Here is a 21,185-nt window from a genome sequence, read left to right on the forward strand (position 1 = left end):
GGACAGCCCGGCGGCGACCGGCAACCCCGGTCGCCGCCGGGCTATTCGGCCGCGGCCGGGTCCGCGATCCGCTCCGCGAGGTCGCCGACCTCGCGGACGAACGAGCGGTGCCCGAGCGAGCGGTACACGTCGTCACCCCGGACCTGCGAGATCGCCGCCGTCTCCAGCAGCGCCAGCAGGCCCAGGCCGATCACCGCCGCCTCCGGCTCGGAGGCCGACGTACGGGCCTTGTGGATCAGCCGTACCAGTTCGGCCAGCAGGTCCGCGCGGCTCTGCTGGCGCAGCGCCTCCGCCTCCTGGCTCATGCCGGCCGACGACACGAAGAAGACGGTGGCGGCGGACCGCTGCTCACCCAGCCACGCCAGCAGCGTGGTGACGGTCGGCCCGATGTCCGTGCCGGGCTCGTGGGCCTCGGTGAGTGCCTTCAGCTGCTCGCGCAGCGCGGCGGCGAACACCCGCATCCCCTCCGCCAGGACCTGGTCCTTGGAGGAGAAGTGGTAGTACACCGCCGCCGAGGTCATCTCCGCACGGGCGGCGATGTCGGCCACCGTCACCTCGTCCGGCGACTGGGTCGCGAACAGCTCCGTGGCTGCCTCGATCACCCATTGCTTGCGCGACGGACGGTGAGCGGCGCGGGTCCCGGATGTCGTCATGATGTCAAGTATGCCGGGACCTCGATGCTCAGGAGGTCCATGTGCGGCAACAATTCCACCGCCGGCCGGTTGGAGTTACTGGATAACATGGTCAGTACAGAGGATCCATGGACGCGGGTCCACGGCAGTCGCCAGGGGAGCACGATGGCCACCACGAAGAACGGCAAGCAGCCCGCCCACCGCCCCTCGCGACGGCAGCACATCATCACCGCCGCGGTCCGGGTGTTCGGCCGCAACGGCTTCGCGGAGACCAGCATCCAGGACATCGCGGCCGAGGCCCAGGTGGTGCCCACGGCCGTCTACTACCACTTCGACGGCAAGGAGGAGCTGCTCGAACTCGCGATGCGCCGCGTCTTCGACCAGCTGAACGCGGTCGTGGAGGCCGCCCGGCCGGAGTCCGAGCCCGGCGACGCGGAGGGTCTGCTGCGCGTCATCGACGCCGTATGGGACTGGGTGGAGCGCAACCCGGACGAGGCCCGCCTCTACCAGGTCCAGTTCGCCTCCGCGAGCGGCAGCGTCAAGGCCCTGCGCGACGAGTTCGAGCAGCGTCACATCCAGCGGGGCTACGACTACCTGCCCGAGGGCACCACCCGCAGCCCCCGGGCCGCCAAGGCCCGGCACGCCACGCAGGCGCTCGCGGTCCGCACCCTGATCAGCACGACCATGCTCGTCACGGCACTGCGGGCGGAGGGGGGCCCGTTGTCGCAGATGTCCTCCCGGGCCGTGCTGGAGGCCGTCAGGGCGCTGGCGCTGCGGATCGTCGCCGAGGAGAAACCGGCCCCGGCCCGCTCCTGAGGCGTCCCACGGGGGCGGCGCCTCCCAACACGGCCGCCCGCCCTCACACCGTGAGGACCGAGCAGGCGCTGATACCGGGCGCCCCGTACACATGCGTGAAACCCACCCGGGGAGCACCCGGTACCTGGATGCCCGGTGCCCGGCCCTGCAACTGCCGTACGACCTCGTGGAACTGCCGCAGCCCGGAGGCGCCGACCGGCTCCCCGCCGGCCAGACAGCCGCCGTCGGTGTTGACCGGTATCCGGCCGGTGGGGTCGGTGTCCCCGCGGGCCAGCAGCTCCTCCTGTTCGCCGTGCCCGCACAGTCCGGTCTCCGCCAGGTGGATCAGCTCTGAGCCGCTGTCGGTGTCCTGCAACTGGGCGACCTTCACGTCCGCGGGCCGCACACCGGCGGTGCGGAAGGCGGCCTCGGCGGCATCGACGCTGGGGCTGCGGTGCGGCCCCGGCGGCAGCCAGGGCGAGAACACCTCGAACGAGCCGAACCGCCGGGTGCGCAACGCCAGCGCCGCCAGTCTGACGGGGCGCTCGCACAGGTCGAAGGCGCGGTCGCCGAGCGCCAGCACGAGCGCCGCCGCGCCCTGGCCCGGTGAGCAGAACATGTACTGGGTGAGCGGGGGGCTGACCTCGGCGGAGTCCAGGATCTCCCGCTCCGTGAGCGGCTTGCGCCGCCAGGCCAGGGGGTGGTGCGAGCCGTTGCGGAAGGCCCGCGCGGCGATCGCCGCCAGCGCCCGCTCCGGGATGCCGTGCTCATGCAGGTACCGCCGCGTCTTCAGGGCGAAGAACTGGGTGGTCAGCATCATGCCGGTCTCGGCGTACCAGTCGCCCAGGCCGTAGCGGGCCGCGGAGACGTGGAAGGCACCCCGTTCGTGCTTGTCGAACCCCACCGCGAGGCCGACGGACGCCTCGCCCGCGCGCAGCGCGTTGGCCACCGCGAGCACGGTGGAGGCGCCGGTGGCGCAGCCGTTCTGGACGTTGACGAACGGCACTCCGGTCAGGCCCAGGCGGCCCACCAGGGTGTCGGGCTTGCCGGAGACGTCGGAGCCGCCGGCCGCGTGACCGATGTCCTCCCAGGCGACCCCGGCGTCGGCCAGCGCCTCGCGGACCGCCCGCTCGGCCATGTCCATCCCGGTGACGCTCTCGTCGCGGCCGAAGGGATGCATCCCGCATCCGACCACGTAGACGTCGTCGGTCCGGCTCATCGCTCCCCTTCCCTGTCCGGCCGGAACGCGAAGGTCAGGACCTCGGTTCCGTCGTCGTCGTGGTAGGCGGGCACCATGGTGAGCCGCACCGGCAGCCCGATCCGGATCTCCGCGCGCGGAACCGCCAGCCGCGCCTCGACCAGCACCTCACCGAGGTCGACATAGCCGACGTGGTACGGCCGGTGGGCGCCGGCCGGCGGCCGGTAGGGCGGCTTGGGCGGGAACGCCTGGAGCGTCCACGACCACACCCGACCGCTCACCGGCAGCACATGACCGGCCATGGGCCCGTCCGAACACCTGGGGCACGAGTCCTGACGGGGGAAGACGACCGTGTGGCACCCCGGGCAGCGGGCGCCCACGAGGCGCGGTGGGGCCCCGTCGGCCCCGTCGTCGAACAGCGAGTCGTCGATGAGTCGGGTGGTCATACCGGTTCCGCCTTTCACGTCACCAGCTCAGCAGCCCGGCCAGCCGTTCCCGGTGGTGCGCGGCGCCGCCCAGCAGGACGGCGTCGGACTGGGCCCGCCGGAAGTACAGATGGGCGTCGTGCTCCCAGGTGAAGCCCATCCCGCCGTGCAGGTGCACGCACTCGGCGGCGACGGACACGAAGGCCTCGCACGCCCACGCCTGGGCCACCGCCGCCGCCTCGGCCAGTGCCTCGGGCGAGTGGGCCACCCGGATGGCGCGCGTCACCGCCGAGCGGGCGCCCTCGACCTGGAGCAGCATGTCGGCGCAGGTGTGCTTGACCGCCTGGAACCCGCCGATCGCCCTGCCGAACTGGGTACGGTCCCGCACATGGGCGACCGTCATGTCCAACGCCGCCTGGGCGCCGCCGAGTTGCTCGGCCGCCAGGGCGACGAGGGCCACGTCCAGGGCCCGGGAGACGACCTGCGCCCCCTCGCCCTTGGCGGTCAGGGCCCGGACCCGGGCGCCCGTGAAGGTGACCACGGCCTGGCCCCGGCTGAGGTCCAGGGTGGGCACCCGGCGGACCGCGACCCCCGGCCCGCCCGGGTCGACGAGGAAGAGGTCCACGCCGTCGGCACCGGCAGCGGCGACCACCAGCGCCCGGGCGTCGGCGCCGTCGAGCACGAACGGCGCGGTGCCGTCGAGGACCGGGGCCCCGCCCTGCCAGGAGACGGCGACCGGCACGGCCCCGGGCCGCCACGTCCCGTCGGGCGCCGCCACCGCCAGGGCGTGCACCGCGCCCTCGGCCAGCTCGGCGAGCGCCCTGTCGGCCGTACCGCAGCCGGCGAGCACCTGCCCGGCCAGCACGGTGGAGGACAGCAGCGGCACCGGTGCCAGTGTTCGGCCCAGCTCCTCGCAGACCACGGCGATCTCGGCGAGACCTCCGATGCCGCCGGCCGCCTCGGGCAGCCCGAGGGCGGCGAGGCCGACCTGCCGGCCGAGGGTGTCCCACAACGCGGCGTCGATGCCGGGGGAGTGCTCCGGCAGCCGCCGCACCGCCGCGGTCCCCCCGGCGTCCGCGCACACCGACCGTACGGTCTCGCGCAGGTCGTCCAGCTCGGCGTCCGACAGGGCCGTGCCGCCCGTCATGGTGCTCGTCATCGTGCGCTCCCGCTCCCGCTCCCGCTGTCGCTCTCGTCGTGGCGCTCGCGCCGGGCACTGTGCGCGGCCGCCATCCGGGCCACCGGCACGCGGTGCGCGGAACAGGAGACGTAGTCGAGGCCGAGGCCGTCGCAGAACGCGATCGACTCCGGATCCCCGCCGTGCTCCCCGCACACGCCCAGCTTGATGTCGGGCCGCACGCTCCGGGCCCGCTCGACGGCCAGGGCGATCAGGGCGCCCACCCCGTGCGGGTCCAGCCGTGCGAAGGGGTTGGCGTGCAGAAGGCCGCGCTCCTGATAGGTGGCGAGCACCTGGCGCTCGACGTCGTCGCGGGAGAAGCCGTAGGTCAACTGGGTGAGGTCGTTGGTGCCGAAGGAGAAGAACTCGGCGTGCTCGGCGAGTTCCCCGGCCAGCAGCGCGGCCCGCGGGGTCTCGATCATCGTCCCGAGCCGGTACGGCACCTCCACTCCGGTGCGCGCGGCGACGGCCTCGGCGGCCCGGCGCACGTACGTGGCCGCGGCGGCCAGCTCCTCCGGCAGGCTGACGAGCGGGATCATCACCTCCAGCTCGGGCCGGACCCCGGTGGCGGCGACGTCCGCCCAGGCGGCGAAGAGCGCCTCGGCCTGCGCGGGGTAGAGCCTCTCGTGCAGCAGCGCCAGCCGCACCCCGCGCAGCCCGAGCATCGGGTTCGCCTCGCGCAGCGCCGCGGCCCGCTGCTCCTCGGCCGCGTCCAGGGCGTGGCCGGGCGCGGGCAGGAACTCGTGCAGCGGGGCGTCCAACAGGCGCACGGTCACCGGGCGGTCGCCGACGGCGGCCAGCAGCGCCCGGAAGTCCTCGTGCTGTGCCTGTTCCAGCGCCACCAGCGCTTCGTCGCGCGCGGCCGGGTCGGCGGCGAGGATCACCCGGCGGATCAGCGGCAGCCGGTCGCCGAGGAACTGGTGCTCCGTACGGCACAGTCCGACCCCCTCCGCGCCCAGGGCGACGGCGGTGCCGACCTCGGCGGCGGTGTCGGCGTTGGCCCGTACGCCCAGTCGGCGCATGCCGTCCGCCCACGTGAGCAGGGTGGACAGTTCGGGCGGGGGGCCGGCGACGCTGACGCTCAGCGTTCCCGCGTAGACGGCGCCGGTACGGCCGTCCAGCGACACGGGGTCGCCCTCGCGCAGCACCCGGTCGCCGATACTCACCGTCCCGGCGGCCCGGTCCACGCGCAGCCCCTCCGCGCCGCACACCGCGGGCTTGCCGGCGCCCCGTGCCACCACGGCGGCGTGCGAGGCGATGCCGCCGGTGCCGGTGAGTACGGCGGCGGAGGCCAGCATGCCGGGGACGTCCGCCGGGGTCGTCTCGTGGGCCACGAGCACGACCGGGGTGCCGTCCGCGGACCGTTCGAGGGCGCGTTCACTGGACAGCACGACCACACCGGTCGCCGCGCCGGGCGAGGCGGGCAGCCCCTTCACCAGCAGGTCCTCGTCACCGGTCAGCCGGAACTGAGGGTGCAGCAGCTCCTGCACCTGTGCGGGGCCGATCCGCAGGACGGCCTCCTCGGGGCCGAGCGCGCCGTCGCGGGCCAGGTCGGCCGCCAGGCACACCGAGGCCCGCAGCGGCGGCCGCTGCTGGGCGGAGGCGGCGAGCAGGGAGATCTCGTCGTCGCGCACCTCGAAGTCGACGGAGACGGGCGCGTGCAGATGACGTTCGAGGGTGAGCAGCGAGTGCTCCAGCAGGGCCCTGCCGCCCGCGAGGCGGTCGAGCGGTTCCCCGGTGTGCGGTGGTGGGGCGCTGCGCCGCACGCCCCGGAAGAACGAGCCGTGAGGGGAGAGCCGACCGGTCTCGGGATGGCGGCTGACCGCCGTGCCGTGGCCCGAGCGGTCCGCCGGGCCGATGCGCAGTGCCTGTACGTGCAGGGCGATCCCCAGATCCGCGGGGAGCCGCTGCGCCTTGCGGGACCTTCTGGCCCGGGGCGCGTCCCACCGGGCGAGAAGGGCACGGGCGGCCAGGGCGAGCTGCCGGGCCGGGTCGTCGGGGAAGGGCTGGGTTCCGTGCCGAGCGACCAGGGCGAGCAGCGCGGCGACCCGCGCCCGCGGCTCGGGTGTGTCGAGGAGGGCGTCGTCGAGCACCGCGCCGGGTACGTCGAGGGCGTGCTCGGCGATCATCCGCACGGTCGCCGCCCAGACCTCGAACAGGGCGTCCCCGCGCCCGATGACGGCGCCCAGGGCGTCGGCGCCCGTGGCGGTGACACCGATACAGGCGAGGTCGGGCGGCAGTCCGGCGATCTCGGTCGGGGCGCTCGCCGACAGGCGCAGCAGCAAGGGGCGGGTGGTGTCGCCGATCCGTCGTCCCGCGAGCTGTTCGACCAGGCCGACGGCGGCTTCGGCGGTTCCGGTTTCGCACAGGGAGGCGGCGGCCCCCGCCGGCACGGTGAGGCCCGGGACGACCGGTAGCCCGAGGGCCACCAGCCGGTCCATCGCCGCGCCGTGGGCGCCCAGCTCCGCGGCGTCGAGCCCCCGGCTGCGCCCCTGCCCGTAGGGCACCAGGACCCGGCCGGGGGCCTCGGGAGACGGGGTGGGCGGTGTCTCGGTGTCAGCCGGGACGAGTGGGGCCTCGGGCCGCGCGAAGGGCCCCGGCCCGCGGTCGGTGACGCTCAACCCCGGCTCCTCGTGACCAGTTCCTCTTCCCGGGCCTCGTCCTCGGCCCGGCTGATGCCCAGCACGAGCAGCAGCTCCTGGTGCAGCCGCATCCACACGGTGTGGTACGAGTCGCACAACGGCGAGGCCAGCCACTTCACCGCGCCGTCGTCGAAGTGGTCGAGGGCCTCCTCCAGGTCGGTCAGATACCGCCCGCTGCCCGCGAGAACCCGCTCCAGCCTGCGCAGCACGGGCTGGATGGCCTCGTGCACGTCCTCCAGCGACTCGCGCACCCCGGCGTCGTAGACGCTGTCGGAGTGGTCGTTGACGGTGCCGTCGGGGCGGCACTGCCAGGCCGTGCACACCTCGCGGATCTTCCGGTTGACCGGCAGGAACGCCTCGTACGCCGTGGTGATCTGCTGCTCCTCGGCCGAGCCCGGCCCGATGCGCAGGATCTGTGCGGCGACGGCCTTGGCGCGCTCGGTCGGCAGCACGAGCGGGCCCTTCACCATCGCCAGCCCGGCGTCGACCAGGGGGCGGTGTTCCGACTCGGGCCTGCCACGCCACATGCCCCGCAGGACGAGGTCCACGACGGCTTCGGTGAGCGTCTCGTCGGAAGCGTCCGGAAGGTCCACGGCAGCAGATTGCATCGCCACACCTTTTCCCCGGTTCTGTGGTGACCGGTTCCTCGGTTCTGTGTTGCCCGGAGGTTACGCTCCGGCGGGCCTGTTAGTGAAGAGGGATTCAAGAAACACTTTCCGTGTCCCGAGGGCGGGCCCGGCCGTCGCCCGTCCGTGCGCGGTCCCGCGCGCGGTCCCGGTCGGCGAGGAACGAGGCCATGCGCACCTGTGCCTCCGGCCGGCCCGCCAGGGCCGCGATCTGCCGCGCCTCCTCGGCGAGATGGGCGGCCAGGGAGTCCTCGTCCCGGCCGCGCAGCAGGGCCTTCGCGGCGCGCAGCGCGTCGGTGGCGCCGGCGGCCAGGCCGGCGGCGGTGCGGTGGGCGGCGGTGTCCAGCTCCCCGTCCTCGACGCACCGGGAGACCAGGCCCCATCGTTCGGCATCGTCCCCGGTCAGGACCCGGTTGGTGAGGATCAGGTCGGCCGCCGGCCGGGGGCCGACCAGCCGGGGCAGGAACCAGGAGGCCCCGCAGTCCGGCGTGAGCCCCACGTCCGTGTACGCCAGCCGGAACCGCGCCGACCGGGCCGCGAGGACGATGTCCCCCACCAGGGCGAGCCCGACCCCGCCGCCCGCGGCGGCGCCGCGCACGGCGGTCACCACCGGCACCGGCAGTGCGTGCAGGGCCTGTATCGCGGCGTGGGCGGCCGTCGCCACGGCGTGCACATAGGCGCTCGTCCCCTCGCCGAGGCCGGCGAAGGCGCGCAGGTCACCGCCGACACAGAACGTGCCGCCCGTCGCCCGCAGCAGGACCGCGCCGCCCGGGTCCGCCGCCAGCCGGGCCGTGGTGTCCCGCAGCGCCTCGGCCGTCGCCAGGTCCAGGGCGTTGCCCCGCCCGGGATCGTCCAGCCGCACCTCGACCACCCCGTCGGGGTGGCGGACGACGCGGACCGGCTCGGGACTCGTGGAGTTGCTCATGGACGTGTCTCCTGTCGTCTTCCCGTCGCCGGGTTCTCTCGGCAAGATACTGAAGACGCTATACAGTTTCTAGACGCGACGGGACCCGGTGCCCGTACGCCCTTCGGCGGGAGGTCCCGTGCCCATCCAGTTCGACGTCGATCCGACGGTCGCCCAACTTGCCGCGTCCACGTCCGCGTTCGTCCGCGACGTGGTGATCCCGGCCGAGCGCGCGTGCGGCGGGTCCGTCCACGACGCCCCCGAGGACCTGCGGCAAACCCTCCAGAAGGGCGCCCGTGAGGCGGGCGTGTTCGCTCCGCACGTGCCGGTGCGGTGGGGCGGACACGGACTCGACCTGCGCGGGCAGGCGGCGGTGTTCGAAGCCGCGGGTTACTCGCTCCTCGGGCCGCTGGCGCTGAACTGCGCGGCGCCCGACGAGGGCAACACACATCTGCTGGAGAAGGTGGCCACCGAGGAGCAGCAGGAGCGCTATCTGCGCCCGCTCGCCGCCGGCGAGGTCCGCTCCTGCTTCGCCATGACCGAACCGGCCCCCGGAGCCGGGGCCGATCCCCGCTCCCTGCGGACCACCGCGACCCGTGTTCCCGGCGGCTGGCGCATCGACGGGCGCAAGTGGTTCATCAGCGGGGCCCACGGCGCCGCCTTCACCATCGTCATGGCCCGCACCTCCGGGATCCCCGGCGACCCGGGCGGCGCCACCATGTTCCTGGTCGACGCGGGCACGGACGGCATGACCATCGCCCGGGACATCGAGACCCTGGACGAAGGACTCTTCGCCGGGCACAGCGAGATCGTCTTCGACGGCTGCGTGGTGAGGGAGGACCAGGTGCTCGGCGCGGTCGGCGAGGGCTTCGCGGGTGCCCAGGTCAGGCTCGGGCCCGCCCGGATGACGCACTGCATGCGCTGGCTGGGCGCCGCGCGGCGCGCCCAGGACGTCGCACTGGAACGGGCGGGCAGCCGCACGGCGTTCGGCTCCGTCCTCGGCGACCTCGGCATGGTGCAGCAGATGCTGGCCGACTCCGAGATCGACATCGAGGCGAGCCGCGCCCTGATCCTGCGCACCGCCTGGGAGCTGGACACCGGCTCGGCCGCCGCCGCCCAACTCACCTCGATCTCCAAGACCTTCGTGGCGGAGGCCGTGAACCGGGTGGTCGACCGGGCGGTGCAGATCTGCGGAGCCCTCGGCATCTCGGCCGCCGACGCCCCGCTGGCCCGACTGCTCAGGGAGGTGCGGCCGTTCCGGATCTACGACGGCCCGTCGGAGACCCACCGCTTCGCCATCGCACGCCGCGCCGTGCGGCCCTACCGGCAGCCGACCGCGGACGCCACCGGCTGATGGCGTCGACGAGGGGCCCGCTGACCCGTGGGGGGCGCCGGACACCGGCGTCGGGGGCCAGCCGAGGGGGCGGTCACCCGGGATCGCACCGGCACCCGGGGCCGCCCTGACCGCGCACCCGTACCCCGGGGTTGGACGGCGAGCGAGGGGCGATGGTCAGTCGCTGCCGCCCCGGACAGCAGTCGGCGCCGCGCGTCGGACCTCCTCGCGCCGGGTCCGATCGACGTCGACGACCCGCCCGGGTGCGGGTCTTCATCCCGGCACGCGCGGGTACCCGCAGGTGATCGACGGCGAACAGCCCCGGCAGCGGCGGCGACCGCCGGGTCCGTCGCGACGGGTCCACCCGCCCCGTTCATCCGGTGGCCGTCCGCCGAAGCCGATCACGCACGGGAGCCGACATGAAGCCGAACGACGCCGCCCCGGGCCCCGCCACCCCCGTGGCCCTGGTCACCGGATCCGATTCGGGGATCGGCCGCGCGACCGCGGTGCGGCTGGCCGAGTCCGGGATGGACATCGGCGTCACCTGGCACACGGACGAGGAAGGTGCGCGGCGGACGGCGGACGAGATACGCCGGACCGGGCGCCGCGCCGAGATCGAGCACCTGGACCTCACCCGGCTTCCGGAGGCCGCCGACGTAGTCGACCGGCTGGCCGAGCGGCTGGGCAGGGTCGACGTGCTGGTCAACAATTCGGGGACCGGCACCATGACGCCCTTCCTGGACCTGGAACTCGACACCGTGCGTGAGGTCGTCGACATCGATCTCGTGGGCCCGTTCCTGTGCTCCCAGCGCGCCGCCCGTCACATGATCGCGCAGGGGGACGGCGGCAGGATCGTCAACGTGACCAGCGTGCACGAGCATCAGCCGAGGGTGGGAGCGGCGCCGTACTGCGCGGCCAAGGGCGGGCTCGGGCTGCTCACGCAGGTGATGGCGCTGGAGCTGGCCGAGCACGGGATCACCGTCAACTCCGTCGCTCCCGGAGAGATCGCCACGCCGATGACGGGCCAGGAGGACACCGACGTGACCTCCGTACAGCGCCCCGGTGTGCCGCTGGGCCGCCCGGGCGACGCCCGCGAGGTCGCGGCCGTGATCGCCTTCCTCGCGGGGGAGGACGCCTCGTACGTCACCGGGGCCTCCTGGGCGGTGGACGGCGGGATGCTGCGGATGGGCCCGCAGGCCGGCAGTCATCTCCCGGACGACGGCTGGCGGCGCCCTTGAGCGGGGCGCGCCGAGCCCGCGGTCGCGCACGGGCGCGTCACACGATCAGGGTCACGGCCATCCCGATGAGCCCGATCGCCACCAGAGCCGCCACGACCATGATCAGGACGATGGGCATGGCGCCCCATCCTTTGCCGCGCAGCTCGGGCGGCTCCGGGTGGGAGATGCCGTAGGTGCCCCCCTCGCCGGGAGGGGTCTCACCGGGTGACACACCGCCGCCCTGCTGGACCCCCGGGGCGCGTCGCGGGTTGGGATCAGGAGTGGTCATGGCACACGCTTCTTCCGTGGAGTGGAGGGTGCGTACCGGCTCTCGACCGGCCGGGTACCCAGGGGCGCGGGAACCCACACGACCACCGGCCGCCGCGCGGCGGCGCCGCCGTCAGAACCACCCCCGCAGGAGCCGCGGTGCGACCCGGACCAGGTCCGCACCGACCAGTCCGATCGCGACCCCGGCGGCCACATCGGCCGGGTAGTGCGCCCCGCTCTGGGAGATGCGCGAGCGTCACGCCCGCGCCGAGCGGGCTGCCTCGACCCAGCAGGGGCAGGCCGTGGAAGCACTGGCCCTGGTCACCGGCCTGTACCTGGCCGCGTCGCCCTGGATCGCGGGCTTCAATGATTTCAACACCCTGGCCATCAACAATCTGATCACCGGTATCGCGTACGCGTTCCTGCTCAGCGGCTTCGGCCACGCCTACGAGCGCACCCACGCCAGGGCGTGGGCGGCCGCGCTGCTGGGCGCCTGGACCGTCTTCGCTCCCTGGGTGGTGGCGGGAGAGGTGGACACCACACGCACCATTGTCAACAACATCATCGTCGGCGTCATCGCACTGCTGCTCGCACTGGCCGCGAGCGCCGCCGCCGGCAAGACCGACAGGACCGGCCGCGGCCTTACGGCCCGGACAGACCGCTGACACAGCGGGCGGCCCTGACGAGTGCGTTCACCTGGATCGTCCATGTCTGCTCTCCTGGGACCGGCAGTCTGAGGCGTCACACAGCCGCCAGCGGTGCAGAGCGGCCTCCAGTTCCTGATGGACCCGCACCGACATCGGCTTGCCCAGAGCCCAGCCGGTGACCTCGTCGGCGACGGTGTGAAGCTTGACGTTGGAGTTTTGCGACACCTCGCGCAGCACGTCCCACCCGTCGGCGGCGGGCACCCGGTGCACCGCGATCAACACACCGATCGCCTGATCGATCACCGCGTGTGAGTCGACCGCTTGGCGTAGCTGGGCGTTCTCCTCTTCCAGCCGCGCGGTCTTCGCCCGGAGCGCCTGATCATCAGGGGTGGACGGTTCGTGTGGTGCATGCATGGCGATCCTCGGAATCCGGAGGCGGGGGCGTTCGCACATCTGCCCCGCCCGAACTGCACCACGACCTCTACACCTGCATCCTTGCAGCCGATGCCGACGGCCTCCCTTCGCCGCCGCGGCGGCGAAGGGGCCGAAGGGGCTGCTGTCCCAACCCATGCCCGGGTGGCCACCCACGCCTCTCTCACACTCGCCCGTTGCAGGTGGACGAACCGTGCACGCAGCGCCTCTCCGATACTTCCTGGTGCTGGAAGGGCACGGCTCGTTCACGCGGCCGGGGTGAGTTCGGCGCGGCCGAACAGCAGGGCGTAGCCGGCGGGCAGCTGGTGGAGGATGCGGGTGAGGAGGTCGGGGTCTGCGTGGGCGGCGACGGCGGAGAAGACGGACCCGGTGTCCCAGCGGGTGGTGGCCAGGGAGGCGCCGGAGCGGGCGGCGAGATCCTTGACGAAGGCCCAGCCGGTCCGCGGCTGGGGGTCGGGGATCTGCGCGGTCAGGACACGTGCGGCCTCCCGGGGCAGACAGGCGGCGAGATCGACGCGTTCGTCGCCGGTGAGCTGGCGCCCCAGTCCGGCAAGGACCAGGCGGACGGCTACATCGGCTCGCTCACGGGTGGGGTAGGCGCCTTCGTAGCGGACCTTCTCCAGCATCTGCTCGTACGCCGTCGAGTACGAGTGCCGGTGCTCAAGCGGTTCGCGCACGTCGGTGATCACTGCGGTGCATGCCTTTCATGGAAGCTGGGGTGCCGGCGTGCGGCACCGAGGTTTGGGTCAGGTGGGCTGGGGGCGGCCGAAGAGGAGGTCGTAGCCGAGGGGGAGCTGCAGCAGGATCTGCCCCAGCAGGTCCTCACCGGCCGTGTCGGCGACCGTGGACAGCACGGCGCTGACGTCCCCCGCAGCGGTCTGTTCGGTGGTGCTCTCGATCCAGACTGCGGTCGCCCGGACGAACCGCTCCGGCGGCAGCGGTTCGGCGCTCCGCAGCGGGTCGAGCAGAATCAGGGCGGTGGTCGAGGAACGCTTCGCGTCGCAGAGTCGTACCGGCCGCCGCCCCTCCTTGTTTCTCGGCCTGCCCACGGGGTGCGGAGGGCGGGGTGAGGGGGACCGGGGGCCCGTCCTCCGCACCTCGTCCGGCCGGTGTCAGCCGGAGATCTCCTTGTGGCCTGATCCGACGCCGACGGAGATCTTGCGGGGCTTGGCGCGCTCGGCGATCGGGATGCGCAGGGTGAGCACGCCCGCGTCGTAGTCGGCCTGGATGTGCTCGGTGTCGAGGGTGTCGGCGAGCACGATCTGGCGGGAGAACACGCCCAGCGGCCGCTCGGACAGCTCCATCTGCACGTCGTCGGCCTTCGCCGCCGGCCGCCGCTCGGCCTTGACGGTGAGCATGTTCCGCTCGACGTCGATGTCGATCGCGTCCACGGGGATGCCGGGCAGGTCGAAGGCCACCACGTACTCGTCGCCCTCGCGGTAGGCGTCCATCGGCATGGCCGACGGCTTCGACCAGGTCCCCGGGCCCATCAGCTGCTGCGCCAGCCGGTCCAGCTCACGGAAGGGGTCAGTGCGCATCAACATCGTGAAAACACCTCCAGCAGGTTCAGGCAGTTGCTGCCAATGCGCCTCACTGACACCGTTGTAACATGTCATCCAATGGATGACAAACCTGATGTCGTCGACACGATGACTACCTGAAGGAGGTGCCCGTGACCCCTGCCGACCAGCCGTCCCCGGCCAGCGCCGAGACCCACCGTCCGGCGTCGTTTCTCGCCGCGGCGGCGGCCCTTCACGCCATCGACGACGCCCTGCGCGCCGCCCGGTACGAGGCCCCGAACGTTCCCGACACCGGGCCGGACCCGGAGCAGGCACTGGCCTCCCTGATGCTGCTGCGGCAGCTCCGCGAGCAGCTCGCCGGATGGGAGACCGGCCTGATCGAAAGAGCCCGCGACGCGGGAGCCAGCTGGGCCGACCTCGCTCACCCCCTCGGCGTCGCCAGCCGCCAGGCTGCCGAGCGACGCTACCTGCGTGGCCGCCCCGGCCCGGCCGGCACCACCGGCGAGCAGCGCGTGACGGCCACCCGCCAGGCCCGGGCCGCCGAACGGAGCACCGCCGCCCGGGCCCGCCGCAACGCCGCCGACCTGCGCCGCCTCGCCGGCCAGATCACCGCCCTCACCGACCTTCCCCCCTGCGCCCGTCGCCCTGTCGGCGAGCTTCACGCGGCCCTCGCCCACGACGACCCCGCCGACCTCATCGCCCCCCTGACCGCCACCCGACCCCACCTGGCCGCCGCCCATCCCGACCTCGCCGCCCGGCTCGACACCCTCACCACCCCGTAGTACGAGTCCACGATCCAGCCGCCCGCCGACGACGCCGGGCCTGTCGCTCTTCTGGATGCGATCCGGCCGCGCCTGCCGCCGCCGACCGTGCGCCTTCCGCCTCGGGCACCGGGCCTGGCCCCCGCAGCGGCGAGGACGAGGTGGGAGTCATCCGCTCCCGGGACAGCTCCGGGCGAGGATCAGCAATACGACCCGTACCGCTTGACGGGCGCGATGGCGGTGCACTGATAGAACAGCACCTTGTCCGCAATCGGCACCGCTGAACGCCGGATCGTCGGCAGCCTGCCGCTGAAGCTGCCCATGGTGCGGCCCGAGGCCGGTTCCTGCTGGAGGTGCCAGGGTTCCCATTCCGGCACAGGTACCGGCCCCGGGCCTGACCGGGCGCGTACCCCCAGAGAAGACCGGCGATACAACCAGTCGGGTGTACAGGACGTGAGAGACACCCGGACATGGCGGTGGGGGCGCACCGGTGATCGGTGCGCCCCCACTCCCATCTGGCGTGATACCGACGGGGATTACCAGCGATACCAGCGGCCTCGCGTCCCGCTCGGTCCGGTGGAGCGGGCGAGGAAACCGACCAGCCAGATCACCAGCACGATCACGGCGATCCACCACAGGGCCTTCAGGGCAAACCCGGCGCCGAAGAGGATCAGGGCGAGCAGCAGAACGAGTAGCAGGGGAACCATAGTTATCGACCTCCGTCCCGCCGTGTGCCCCGGCCTGTTCTCCGCACACGCCGAGAACTTATTTGTTTCTTATCCGCCGCTCGGGGCATCGGACCGGACGGCCCGCAGCCAGCCCGGCCTCATACGGCGATGCGGGCTCCATCACGTCCAGGGCCACGGTGCCGTGTATCGGCTGGGCGCCAGGCATCAGGCTGTCCGCACCATCGGAAAGCGGTCGTGCCGGATTTCCTCCTGCTGCCCCCCATTCACCCGAACGGTTGTCCGCCGTAGCATCCGGGCAGGCTGTCGGCGCACACCGTGTCGGGAACCAAGCGCAAACCAGCGAGCACAGTCGAGGAGACGGTGACAGAGACCCACGGAGCAGCCCGGCCAGGCCGGCTGTCGATCGACCACACCACTATCGGCGACATCCACCTGCTCACCCTGCGCGGCGAAATCGACCACAGCAACCGCGACCAGCTCAGGCAGACCCTGCTCCCCGACGGGGATACGAGCACACGGACGGTGCTCGACCTCAGCGGCGTGACTTTCCTCGACTCCAGCGGCATCAACACCCTCCTCGCCGCCCACCAGAGCATGAGCGACGCTCAGGGATGGCTGCGCATTGCCGGCGCCCGGGATCCGGTGCTGCGGGTCCTTCGCCTCGTCGGCCTGGACCAGCTCATCCCCTGCCACCCCACCGTCGAGCAGGCCACGGCCGCCTGACCCCGCCTCACGACTTCGCCGGTCCGCTCGGGGGCGAAGCTCCGCCACGCGGACATGGTCGATCACCGTGGTCGACTTCACCTGCACAGCCCGCCACCCGATGGCGCTCGCCGTACGGCTGCGCGACGGAACGCGTACCACTGTCCAGCGGCTCAGCACAGCGCTCTCCTCCGTGGTAGCCCCGCGCCTGTGATCCCTGAGGGTCGGCCACGACCTGGTTTGGCGGCCACGCAGACGTTGATGCCGTAGGAGTCCCTGAGGGGCACGCCGCCACGGTCCGCGGCGGTACCGCGCCGTCGAAGGACAGCCGGAGCTCGGTGAGTTCGGTCGTGACGGTGTGGGGGCTCGGGGTCCCGACAGGATGGACGGGGGAGCCTGCCCGATACTCGTGAACACTCCTACGGCCCTCTGCGTATCCGAGCTCACGGGCATGCGAGGCGGAGTCCGGGGTATGCGCAGGCGGGTGAACGGGGGAAAAGGGTGGATCTGGTGGAATCAGTTCCCGATGGTGAGGACAGCGTGATGTCTGGCGCCCCTCCGATACAGGAGACCATCGCCCTGGACGGCGACGGGTCCTGTATCGCCGAGGCACGCCACCACGCGGCGGCCTTTCTCACCCGTGTGCAGGCCGAGCACGGGCTGCCGGTGTCCGCTCGTGCGATGGACCTGACCCAGCTGGTGGTCAGCGAACTGGTCACCAATGCCCGCAAATACGCCCCCGGACCGGTGCTGATGGAACTGCGCATCGCGGGGGATCTGGTGGAAATCATGGTGTGGGACAGCGATCCGGTCCTGCCGGTGGCCCGGGCCGCTGATGCGGGGCGGGTCGGCCAGCACGGTCTGGAGATCGTCATGGCCGTCGCCCAGGGTTTCGAAGTCCAGCGGGAGCCGGTCGGCAAACGCGTCACCGCCCGCATCGCCCTGCCCGACGACCCGGGCGGGGACATCACCGGGCGCCGCCCCCAGTAGCGGCTGGCGCTTCCTGCCGACCCGCCTGCCGACCTGCCGACCTGCCGCCTGCGGGAAGCGGCCGGCTACAAAGGGGGCCGACGTCGGTGGGGGAGAGATCCGGATGGCGGCGACGCTGCAGCCATGCAAGGTGGCGCACCGGCAGGGTTGCGGCGTCGACGCTGACGTCCACGACCGGTTCGGGTTCGGGTTCGGGTTCGGGTTCGGCCAGCGTGATCTCCAGCGTTCCCCGGCTGCCCCACCCGGCCGACCAGCCTGTCCATGGATGGCCGCGCACGACCGGTGGAGCAGGCCGACGAGCGTGTTGCTGGCCGCCTGGGTGTCGGCCCTCACCTTCCGGTGACGAGTGTGAGGGTTCTTGGCCCAATGGTGACGTTGACGGTGCGATGCCGGGGCACATGAACCCGGCACCGTCCGTGCGGGTGCCCGGCAGGAGGAGCCAGTGGCCGGTCATGAGGTCTATGCCGCCAGCGCATTGTCGGTGGTGGCCGCGATACTGCTCGCGCGATGGTGCCTGGCGGGCCGAAGCGGCAGGCCGCGCACTGCTGCCGTATCCCGCCATGTCTCGCGCTGGATGGCGCTGAGGAAAGTGTGGCGCACGGGATCCACCGCAGTCCAAGCCGAGCAACGCCTGCCGACAAACGCGTCACGCGCTCAGCGGGCGGTGCAGGAGGCCGAAGACCTCGTGCACGGCTACTGGCGCCGGCTCAGTCCCCTCTATCTGCCCAAGCGCGATCACCCTCAGCACTGAGCCGGTCGGGCAGCACCTGGCCGGTATGGGGATCGGTGAGTTGGTCAGTTGCTGAGAGCTTCGCGGAGAGCTTCGTGGCAGTCGATGACGGCGTCGACGCCGACGATCTGCAGGAGGCGCATCACGGCATCGGTCGGTGCGGCCAGGCGTATCCAGCCGCCGGCCTCGGTGAGGCTGCGGTGGGCGGCGATGAAGATGTTGATGCCGGTGGAGTCCATGAAGGTGACCCGGCTCAGATCGACCACAATGCGGGGGCGGGCAGTTCCGGTGGCGTCCAGGGCCTGGCGGAGCGGCTGGCCGGTGTCGCGGTCGATCTCTCCCGCCAAGGTCAGCACCCGGATGCCGTCGGTGGCTGCGGAAACCACCGACAACTGGCCTGGCTGCACAGCTGGTTCGGTGTCCGCCATCTCTCCCTCAGCCATGCCGGTGATACTGGCACACCAGGACCTTCACCTGCATTGCTGCCCGGTACAGAGCGGGTAATGCGCTCGCAACCAGGGCGCAAAAACAGCTCTCGTCAGCATCCCTCCGTTCCAGCGCGTCACTACGCGTGAGTCCCCCGGCAGTAGCTTCCGGAGGACACCCGCGTAGGGCTTGCTTCCCAACCCCACCGGGGGGCGAGTCACCAACTGCTTCCAGGACATTCCCGCGCTGACGATGAGCCTCGGGAGCGCGTAGATCAGCTCGATGCGGGCACATGCGGTGCGGCGCGACGGGTGGCGCCGAGGTGAGTGACGCGGCGGCACGGCATCGATGAACGTGCCGCCGCGCGGCTTTCCGGCCCTCGAGCCCTCGAGCCCGAACCCGCGCCACGTTGCGTCTGAGTGGCCCCCGGTTCCTCCGGTCCCCCCGGTTCCTCCGGTCCCCCCGGTCCCCCCGGTCCCCCCGGTCCCCCCGGTCCCGGCCCCTCGCCCCGACCTTTCCTTGGCCAAGGACTGCAAGGACTGCCATGAGTGGGGAACCGTCGTCACCTCCGCGGGCCACACGCTTTGCCCGGCCTGCAGGCACCCCGCCGGCGAGGCATGCTCGCTCCCACTTACGGACCAGGCGTCTCTGCCGCCTGGATACACTGCCCGATCGGGAGGAGCTTTTCCCCTGCCTGTCGGCAGGCGGCTTGATGTGAAGGAGTCCGAGCGTGGATGCCCCACATGCGGTGGGCGGGCCCGCCACGGAGCCCGGGAGGGCCGAGTTGGAGGTGAGCCCGTTGCCCGGTCGTTCCGGGATACGTGCCCGCGGTGAGATCAGCTCCCTCACTCGCCCGGCGTGGGAGCAGGCCCTGTCCGAGCTGGCCCGGCGCCACGCTGGCGTGTCGTACGTGGAACTGTCGGATGTGGCGTTCGTCGACGTGGCCGGGGTGAGTGCGCTGGCGGTCACCGCCATGAACCTGCCCGACGGGAGGGTTGTGGTGGAGAATCCCCCGCCGCAGTTGCCGCGGGTTCTGGAGATGTTCTGGCCGGGCCTGGAGCGGATCGAGGTGGCTCTGTGATGAGCACGGTGACCACCCACGAGGCGTTCGTGCACCCTGCCCTGTTCTACCGCACCGAGCAGGAGTACACCCAGCAGACGGTGGCCTTCCTGCGCGAGGGCCTGACCAACGGCGAGCCGATGGCCGTGGCGGTGCCCGGCCCCAACCTGGAGCTGATCAAGGCAGGTCTGGGCGGGGACGCCGAGGGCATCCTGTTCCTGGACATGACCGAGGCCGGCCGCAATCCGGGGCGGATCATCCCCAAGGTGCTGCGCGGATTCGCCGACGCCCACCCGAACGGGCGTGTGCGGATCATCGGCGAGCCGATCTGGGCCGGGCGCAGCGCGGTGGAGTACCCGGCGTGCGCGCAGCACGAGGCGCTGATCAATGCCGCGTTCGAGGGCCGGGCGGTGACGATCCTGTGCCCCTACGACGAGGTGCGGCTGGACCCACAGGTGATCGCCGATGCGAAGATCACCCACCCGACCGTCATCAGCGGGGAGGGACGTGAGTCGGTCAGCGACGTCTACGACTGGCAGGCGGTCGTCGACCGGTACAACCAGGCGCTTGCGCCTGCACCCGACGCCGCGGCCTTCTCCTACGCCGGTGAGGACCTTCCGGCGGTCCGCAAGTTCGCTCTCGCTGAAGCGACGCGGCTGGGCCTGGCCGGGGAGCGGCTGATGGATGTGGAGCTGGCTGTCGCGGAGCTGACGACCAACAGCGTGGTCCACGGCGGAGGCCGCGGGACACTCGCCATCTGGGCCGAGCAGGGGCAGCTGGTGTGTGAGGTCCGCGATGCGGGCCGGCTGACCGATCCGCTGGCCGGCCGCCGCCCGCCGGAGCGCGGCCAGCTGGGCGGCCGGGGCCTGATGCTGGTCCACTACGTGGCCGACCTGGTGCGTATGCACACCGGCGACGACGGCACGACCGTGCGCTTCTACCTCGGCCTGTAACCGCAGAAGTGGGCGGCCCTCCTGTCCGGGTGGCCGCCCGCCCCGCTTCCGCTTTCACGCCGCAACGATCTTACGATTCCAGGCGGCGCCGCCTGATCGGCAGCTGACCGTGCCCCAGGCAACGCAAGTGCACCATCAACCTTGCCGTGACCAGGCTGCTGAGCCGACGCCGAACCCGCCCGGGTCTCTACCCCACCGCAGCCCGTCCACAGCCAGGCGACTCACTCGTAGCAGGCCGGATTTAGGAACCCGCGTTGCGGGGCGCACAATGCCGACGCAGGCCACGTTCGGCACATAACCAGCCCTCTACCACCAGTGACCGGCTGAGATCTTGGCCGCTGCCCTCTTCGGCGCCAAAACCCCGACGTTTGCCGAGTGTCCCGATACCGGTGACCTACAATTAATTGTCTGCGGAAGATAATTCTTTGGAAGATGAGTGATGGCTGACACTGACCTGAAGCTGCTGTACCGGGAACTGGTCTCGCTGGAGATCGAGTTGTGGGACGGCATCGAGGGGCGGTTGCGGGCCGAGTACGACTTGGCGCTGACCTCGTTCGAGGTGCTGCACCTGCTACTGCGGCAGCCCGGGCGGCGGATCCAGGACATCGCGGAGGAGTTCTCGATCACGGTGGGCGGCACGAGCAAGGTCGTCGACCGGCTGGAGGCGGCGGGCCTGTGTGGGCGGAGGGCCAATCCGAACGACCGCCGTTCCTCGATCGTCGAGCTCACCCCTGAGGGGCGGAAGCTGGTGGACGGGGCGCTGAAGGTCTTCGAGGAGGAGCTGGAACTGCGGATCGGGTCGGTGATTCCTGAGGAGTCGGTACGCGAGGTGACCGCGGTCCTCAGTACGCTGCGGGCGGCCGGACGCGCTCTGGACGCGGAGCGCAAGGCCGCGGGTCAGACGCCGGCGTCGGCCGCGCGGGCGTCGAAACAGCCCGGCCGGTCAGCCTCGTGAGCCAGAGCGCCTCAGGTATGACGGCGGGCGGCTGGTGCGGGGCGGGTGACCATGGCCGGACCCTGGACGAGATCCCCGTCGACGAGATGATCCTCCCGCTCGTC

General features: G+C 72.2%; 24 protein-coding genes and 1 pseudogene. 11 read left to right on the forward strand and 14 right to left on the reverse strand.

Features of this window, described 5'->3' with window-relative positions; genetic code table 11:
* Positions 1-41 precede the first annotated feature (41 nt).
* Positions 42-653, reverse strand: coding sequence for a TetR/AcrR family transcriptional regulator (locus ACWCRJ_RS42425; protein WP_450944328.1), 612 nt, complete (start codon positions 651-653; stop codon positions 42-44).
* A 144-nt stretch (positions 654-797) separates the two neighbouring features.
* Here ACWCRJ_RS42425 and ACWCRJ_RS42430 point away from each other — a divergent pair, with 144 nt between their 5' ends.
* On the forward strand, positions 798-1,448 hold the full coding sequence (locus ACWCRJ_RS42430; RefSeq protein ID WP_450944329.1) for a TetR/AcrR family transcriptional regulator: 651 nt from the start codon (positions 798-800) through the stop codon (positions 1,446-1,448).
* A 43-nt stretch (positions 1,449-1,491) separates the two neighbouring features.
* On the opposite strand, the gene ACWCRJ_RS42435 is transcribed toward ACWCRJ_RS42430, so the two are convergent.
* The 6 genes from ACWCRJ_RS42435 to ACWCRJ_RS42460 all read right to left on the reverse strand — a co-directional run bounded on the left by ACWCRJ_RS42435 (position 1,492) and on the right by ACWCRJ_RS42460 (position 8,420).
* On the reverse strand, positions 1,492-2,646 hold the full coding sequence (locus tag ACWCRJ_RS42435) for a thiolase family protein (protein ID WP_450944330.1): 1,155 nt from the start codon (positions 2,644-2,646) through the stop codon (positions 1,492-1,494).
* The gene (locus ACWCRJ_RS42440) at positions 2,643-3,071 is read right to left on the reverse strand and encodes a Zn-ribbon domain-containing OB-fold protein (protein ID WP_450944331.1); all 429 of its coding nucleotides are present in this window, start codon (positions 3,069-3,071) and stop codon (positions 2,643-2,645) included. The genes ACWCRJ_RS42435 and ACWCRJ_RS42440 overlap by 4 nt, the downstream gene beginning before the upstream one ends.
* Before the next feature lie 19 nt (positions 3,072-3,090).
* The gene (locus ACWCRJ_RS42445; protein ID WP_450944332.1) at positions 3,091-4,209 is read right to left on the reverse strand and encodes an acyl-CoA dehydrogenase family protein; all 1,119 of its coding nucleotides are present in this window, start codon (positions 4,207-4,209) and stop codon (positions 3,091-3,093) included.
* Entirely contained in the window at positions 4,206-6,848 is a 2,643-nt protein-coding gene (locus ACWCRJ_RS42450; protein ID WP_450944333.1) for a putative PEP-binding protein, read from the reverse strand. The genes ACWCRJ_RS42445 and ACWCRJ_RS42450 overlap by 4 nt, the downstream gene beginning before the upstream one ends.
* On the reverse strand, positions 6,845-7,477 hold the full coding sequence (locus ACWCRJ_RS42455; RefSeq protein WP_450944334.1) for a hypothetical protein: 633 nt from the start codon (positions 7,475-7,477) through the stop codon (positions 6,845-6,847). The genes ACWCRJ_RS42450 and ACWCRJ_RS42455 overlap by 4 nt, the downstream gene beginning before the upstream one ends.
* Before the next feature lie 94 nt (positions 7,478-7,571).
* Complete coding sequence (locus tag ACWCRJ_RS42460) at positions 7,572-8,420, reverse strand: enoyl-CoA hydratase/isomerase family protein (RefSeq protein ID WP_450944335.1); 849 nt, start codon at positions 8,418-8,420, stop codon at positions 7,572-7,574.
* A 118-nt stretch (positions 8,421-8,538) separates the two neighbouring features.
* Here ACWCRJ_RS42460 and ACWCRJ_RS42465 point away from each other — a divergent pair, with 118 nt between their 5' ends.
* Together ACWCRJ_RS42465 and ACWCRJ_RS42470 are read left to right on the forward strand one after the other, a co-directional pair.
* Positions 8,539-9,753 carry an acyl-CoA dehydrogenase family protein gene (locus tag ACWCRJ_RS42465; protein WP_450944336.1) on the forward strand — a complete coding sequence of 405 codons (1,215 nt, stop codon included), beginning with the start codon at positions 8,539-8,541 and terminating at the stop codon, positions 9,751-9,753.
* A gap of 398 nt (positions 9,754-10,151) precedes the next feature.
* Positions 10,152-10,970 carry an SDR family oxidoreductase gene (locus ACWCRJ_RS42470; protein WP_450944337.1) on the forward strand — a complete coding sequence of 273 codons (819 nt, stop codon included), beginning with the start codon at positions 10,152-10,154 and terminating at the stop codon, positions 10,968-10,970.
* Positions 10,971-11,007: 37 nt separating this feature from the next.
* Here the strand turns inward: ACWCRJ_RS42470 and ACWCRJ_RS42475 are convergent, their stop codons facing one another.
* Positions 11,008-11,238 carry a DUF6480 family protein gene (locus ACWCRJ_RS42475; RefSeq protein WP_450944338.1) on the reverse strand — a complete coding sequence of 77 codons (231 nt, stop codon included), beginning with the start codon at positions 11,236-11,238 and terminating at the stop codon, positions 11,008-11,010.
* Positions 11,239-11,461: 223 nt separating this feature from the next.
* Between ACWCRJ_RS42475 and ACWCRJ_RS42480 the strand changes: the two genes are divergently transcribed.
* Positions 11,462-11,881, forward strand: a complete 420-nt coding sequence (locus ACWCRJ_RS42480; RefSeq protein WP_450944339.1) for an SPW repeat protein — start codon at positions 11,462-11,464, stop codon at positions 11,879-11,881.
* Positions 11,882-11,908: 27 nt separating this feature from the next.
* On the opposite strand, the gene ACWCRJ_RS42485 is transcribed toward ACWCRJ_RS42480, so the two are convergent.
* The 4 genes and pseudogenes from ACWCRJ_RS42485 to ACWCRJ_RS42500 form a co-directional block, all read right to left on the reverse strand.
* Complete coding sequence (locus ACWCRJ_RS42485; protein WP_450944340.1) at positions 11,909-12,277, reverse strand: ANTAR domain-containing protein; 369 nt, start codon at positions 12,275-12,277, stop codon at positions 11,909-11,911.
* Positions 12,278-12,540: 263 nt separating this feature from the next.
* Positions 12,541-12,984, reverse strand: a complete 444-nt coding sequence (locus ACWCRJ_RS42490; protein ID WP_450944341.1) for a DUF2267 domain-containing protein — start codon at positions 12,982-12,984, stop codon at positions 12,541-12,543.
* 57 nt (positions 12,985-13,041) lie between these two features.
* Positions 13,042-13,272, reverse strand: a pseudogene (locus ACWCRJ_RS42495) (DUF2267 domain-containing protein); the annotation flags it as partial.
* A 135-nt stretch (positions 13,273-13,407) separates the two neighbouring features.
* Complete coding sequence (locus tag ACWCRJ_RS42500) at positions 13,408-13,839, reverse strand: Hsp20/alpha crystallin family protein (RefSeq protein WP_450944342.1); 432 nt, start codon at positions 13,837-13,839, stop codon at positions 13,408-13,410.
* 128 nt (positions 13,840-13,967) lie between these two features.
* On the opposite strand from ACWCRJ_RS42500, the gene ACWCRJ_RS42505 reads away from it, so the two are divergent.
* Positions 13,968-14,597, forward strand: a complete 630-nt coding sequence (locus tag ACWCRJ_RS42505) for a type III effector protein (RefSeq protein ID WP_450944343.1) — start codon at positions 13,968-13,970, stop codon at positions 14,595-14,597.
* 515 nt (positions 14,598-15,112) lie between these two features.
* Here ACWCRJ_RS42505 and ACWCRJ_RS42510 read toward each other — a convergent pair.
* Positions 15,113-15,283, reverse strand: coding sequence for a DUF5670 family protein (locus tag ACWCRJ_RS42510; RefSeq protein WP_060904722.1), 171 nt, complete (start codon positions 15,281-15,283; stop codon positions 15,113-15,115).
* Positions 15,284-15,625: 342 nt separating this feature from the next.
* On the opposite strand from ACWCRJ_RS42510, the gene ACWCRJ_RS42515 reads away from it, so the two are divergent.
* The 3 genes from ACWCRJ_RS42515 (at position 15,626) to ACWCRJ_RS42525 (ending at position 17,708) form a co-directional block, all read left to right on the forward strand.
* Positions 15,626-15,988, forward strand: coding sequence for an STAS domain-containing protein (locus ACWCRJ_RS42515; protein WP_450944344.1), 363 nt, complete (start codon positions 15,626-15,628; stop codon positions 15,986-15,988).
* A gap of 522 nt (positions 15,989-16,510) precedes the next feature.
* The gene (locus ACWCRJ_RS42520; protein WP_450944345.1) at positions 16,511-16,957 is read left to right on the forward strand and encodes an ATP-binding protein; all 447 of its coding nucleotides are present in this window, start codon (positions 16,511-16,513) and stop codon (positions 16,955-16,957) included.
* A gap of 442 nt (positions 16,958-17,399) precedes the next feature.
* Entirely contained in the window at positions 17,400-17,708 is a 309-nt protein-coding gene (locus tag ACWCRJ_RS42525) for a hypothetical protein (RefSeq protein WP_450944346.1), read from the forward strand.
* Between the two features lie 44 nt (positions 17,709-17,752).
* Here the strand turns inward: ACWCRJ_RS42525 and ACWCRJ_RS42530 are convergent, their stop codons facing one another.
* Positions 17,753-18,115, reverse strand: coding sequence for an STAS domain-containing protein (locus ACWCRJ_RS42530; RefSeq protein ID WP_450944347.1), 363 nt, complete (start codon positions 18,113-18,115; stop codon positions 17,753-17,755).
* Positions 18,116-18,843: 728 nt separating this feature from the next.
* On the opposite strand from ACWCRJ_RS42530, the gene ACWCRJ_RS42535 reads away from it, so the two are divergent.
* The 3 genes from ACWCRJ_RS42535 (at position 18,844) to ACWCRJ_RS42545 (ending at position 21,081) form a co-directional block, all read left to right on the forward strand.
* Positions 18,844-19,194 carry an STAS domain-containing protein gene (locus ACWCRJ_RS42535; protein WP_450944348.1) on the forward strand — a complete coding sequence of 117 codons (351 nt, stop codon included), beginning with the start codon at positions 18,844-18,846 and terminating at the stop codon, positions 19,192-19,194.
* A complete protein-coding gene (locus ACWCRJ_RS42540; protein WP_450944349.1) occupies positions 19,194-20,126 on the forward strand; it encodes an anti-sigma factor RsbA family regulatory protein in 933 nt (310 codons plus the stop codon). Before ACWCRJ_RS42535 ends, ACWCRJ_RS42540 begins: the two co-directional genes overlap by 1 nt.
* A gap of 439 nt (positions 20,127-20,565) precedes the next feature.
* On the forward strand, positions 20,566-21,081 hold the full coding sequence (locus tag ACWCRJ_RS42545; RefSeq protein WP_450944350.1) for a MarR family winged helix-turn-helix transcriptional regulator: 516 nt from the start codon (positions 20,566-20,568) through the stop codon (positions 21,079-21,081).
* Positions 21,082-21,185: the final 104 nt, after the last annotated feature.

The organism is Streptomyces sp. NPDC002324 (assembly GCF_053593335.1).

Excerpts from the sequence above, each read along its gene's own strand:
- ACWCRJ_RS42425 (WP_450944328.1), bottom strand. The coding sequence starts at position 653 with ATGACGACATCCGGGACCCGCGCCGCTCACCGTCCGTCGCGCAAGCAA.
- ACWCRJ_RS42430 (WP_450944329.1), top strand. The coding sequence starts at position 798 with ATGGCCACCACGAAGAACGGCAAGCAGCCCGCCCACCGCCCCTCGCGA.
- ACWCRJ_RS42435 (WP_450944330.1), bottom strand. The coding sequence starts at position 2,646 with ATGAGCCGGACCGACGACGTCTACGTGGTCGGATGCGGGATGCATCCC.
- ACWCRJ_RS42440 (WP_450944331.1), bottom strand. The coding sequence starts at position 3,071 with ATGACCACCCGACTCATCGACGACTCGCTGTTCGACGACGGGGCCGAC.
- ACWCRJ_RS42445 (WP_450944332.1), bottom strand. The coding sequence starts at position 4,209 with ATGACGAGCACCATGACGGGCGGCACGGCCCTGTCGGACGCCGAGCTG.
- ACWCRJ_RS42455 (WP_450944334.1), bottom strand. The coding sequence starts at position 7,477 with ATGCAATCTGCTGCCGTGGACCTTCCGGACGCTTCCGACGAGACGCTC.
- ACWCRJ_RS42460 (WP_450944335.1), bottom strand. The coding sequence starts at position 8,420 with ATGAGCAACTCCACGAGTCCCGAGCCGGTCCGCGTCGTCCGCCACCCC.
- ACWCRJ_RS42470 (WP_450944337.1), top strand. The coding sequence starts at position 10,152 with ATGAAGCCGAACGACGCCGCCCCGGGCCCCGCCACCCCCGTGGCCCTG.
- ACWCRJ_RS42475 (WP_450944338.1), bottom strand. The coding sequence starts at position 11,238 with ATGACCACTCCTGATCCCAACCCGCGACGCGCCCCGGGGGTCCAGCAG.
- ACWCRJ_RS42480 (WP_450944339.1), top strand. The coding sequence starts at position 11,462 with ATGCGCGAGCGTCACGCCCGCGCCGAGCGGGCTGCCTCGACCCAGCAG.
- ACWCRJ_RS42485 (WP_450944340.1), bottom strand. The coding sequence starts at position 12,277 with ATGCATGCACCACACGAACCGTCCACCCCTGATGATCAGGCGCTCCGG.
- ACWCRJ_RS42500 (WP_450944342.1), bottom strand. The coding sequence starts at position 13,839 with ATGTTGATGCGCACTGACCCCTTCCGTGAGCTGGACCGGCTGGCGCAG.
- ACWCRJ_RS42510 (WP_060904722.1), bottom strand. The coding sequence starts at position 15,283 with ATGGTTCCCCTGCTACTCGTTCTGCTGCTCGCCCTGATCCTCTTCGGC.
- ACWCRJ_RS42520 (WP_450944345.1), top strand. The coding sequence starts at position 16,511 with ATGTCTGGCGCCCCTCCGATACAGGAGACCATCGCCCTGGACGGCGAC.
- ACWCRJ_RS42530 (WP_450944347.1), bottom strand. The coding sequence starts at position 18,115 with ATGGCGGACACCGAACCAGCTGTGCAGCCAGGCCAGTTGTCGGTGGTT.
- ACWCRJ_RS42540 (WP_450944349.1), top strand. The coding sequence starts at position 19,194 with ATGAGCACGGTGACCACCCACGAGGCGTTCGTGCACCCTGCCCTGTTC.
- ACWCRJ_RS42545 (WP_450944350.1), top strand. The coding sequence starts at position 20,566 with ATGGCTGACACTGACCTGAAGCTGCTGTACCGGGAACTGGTCTCGCTG.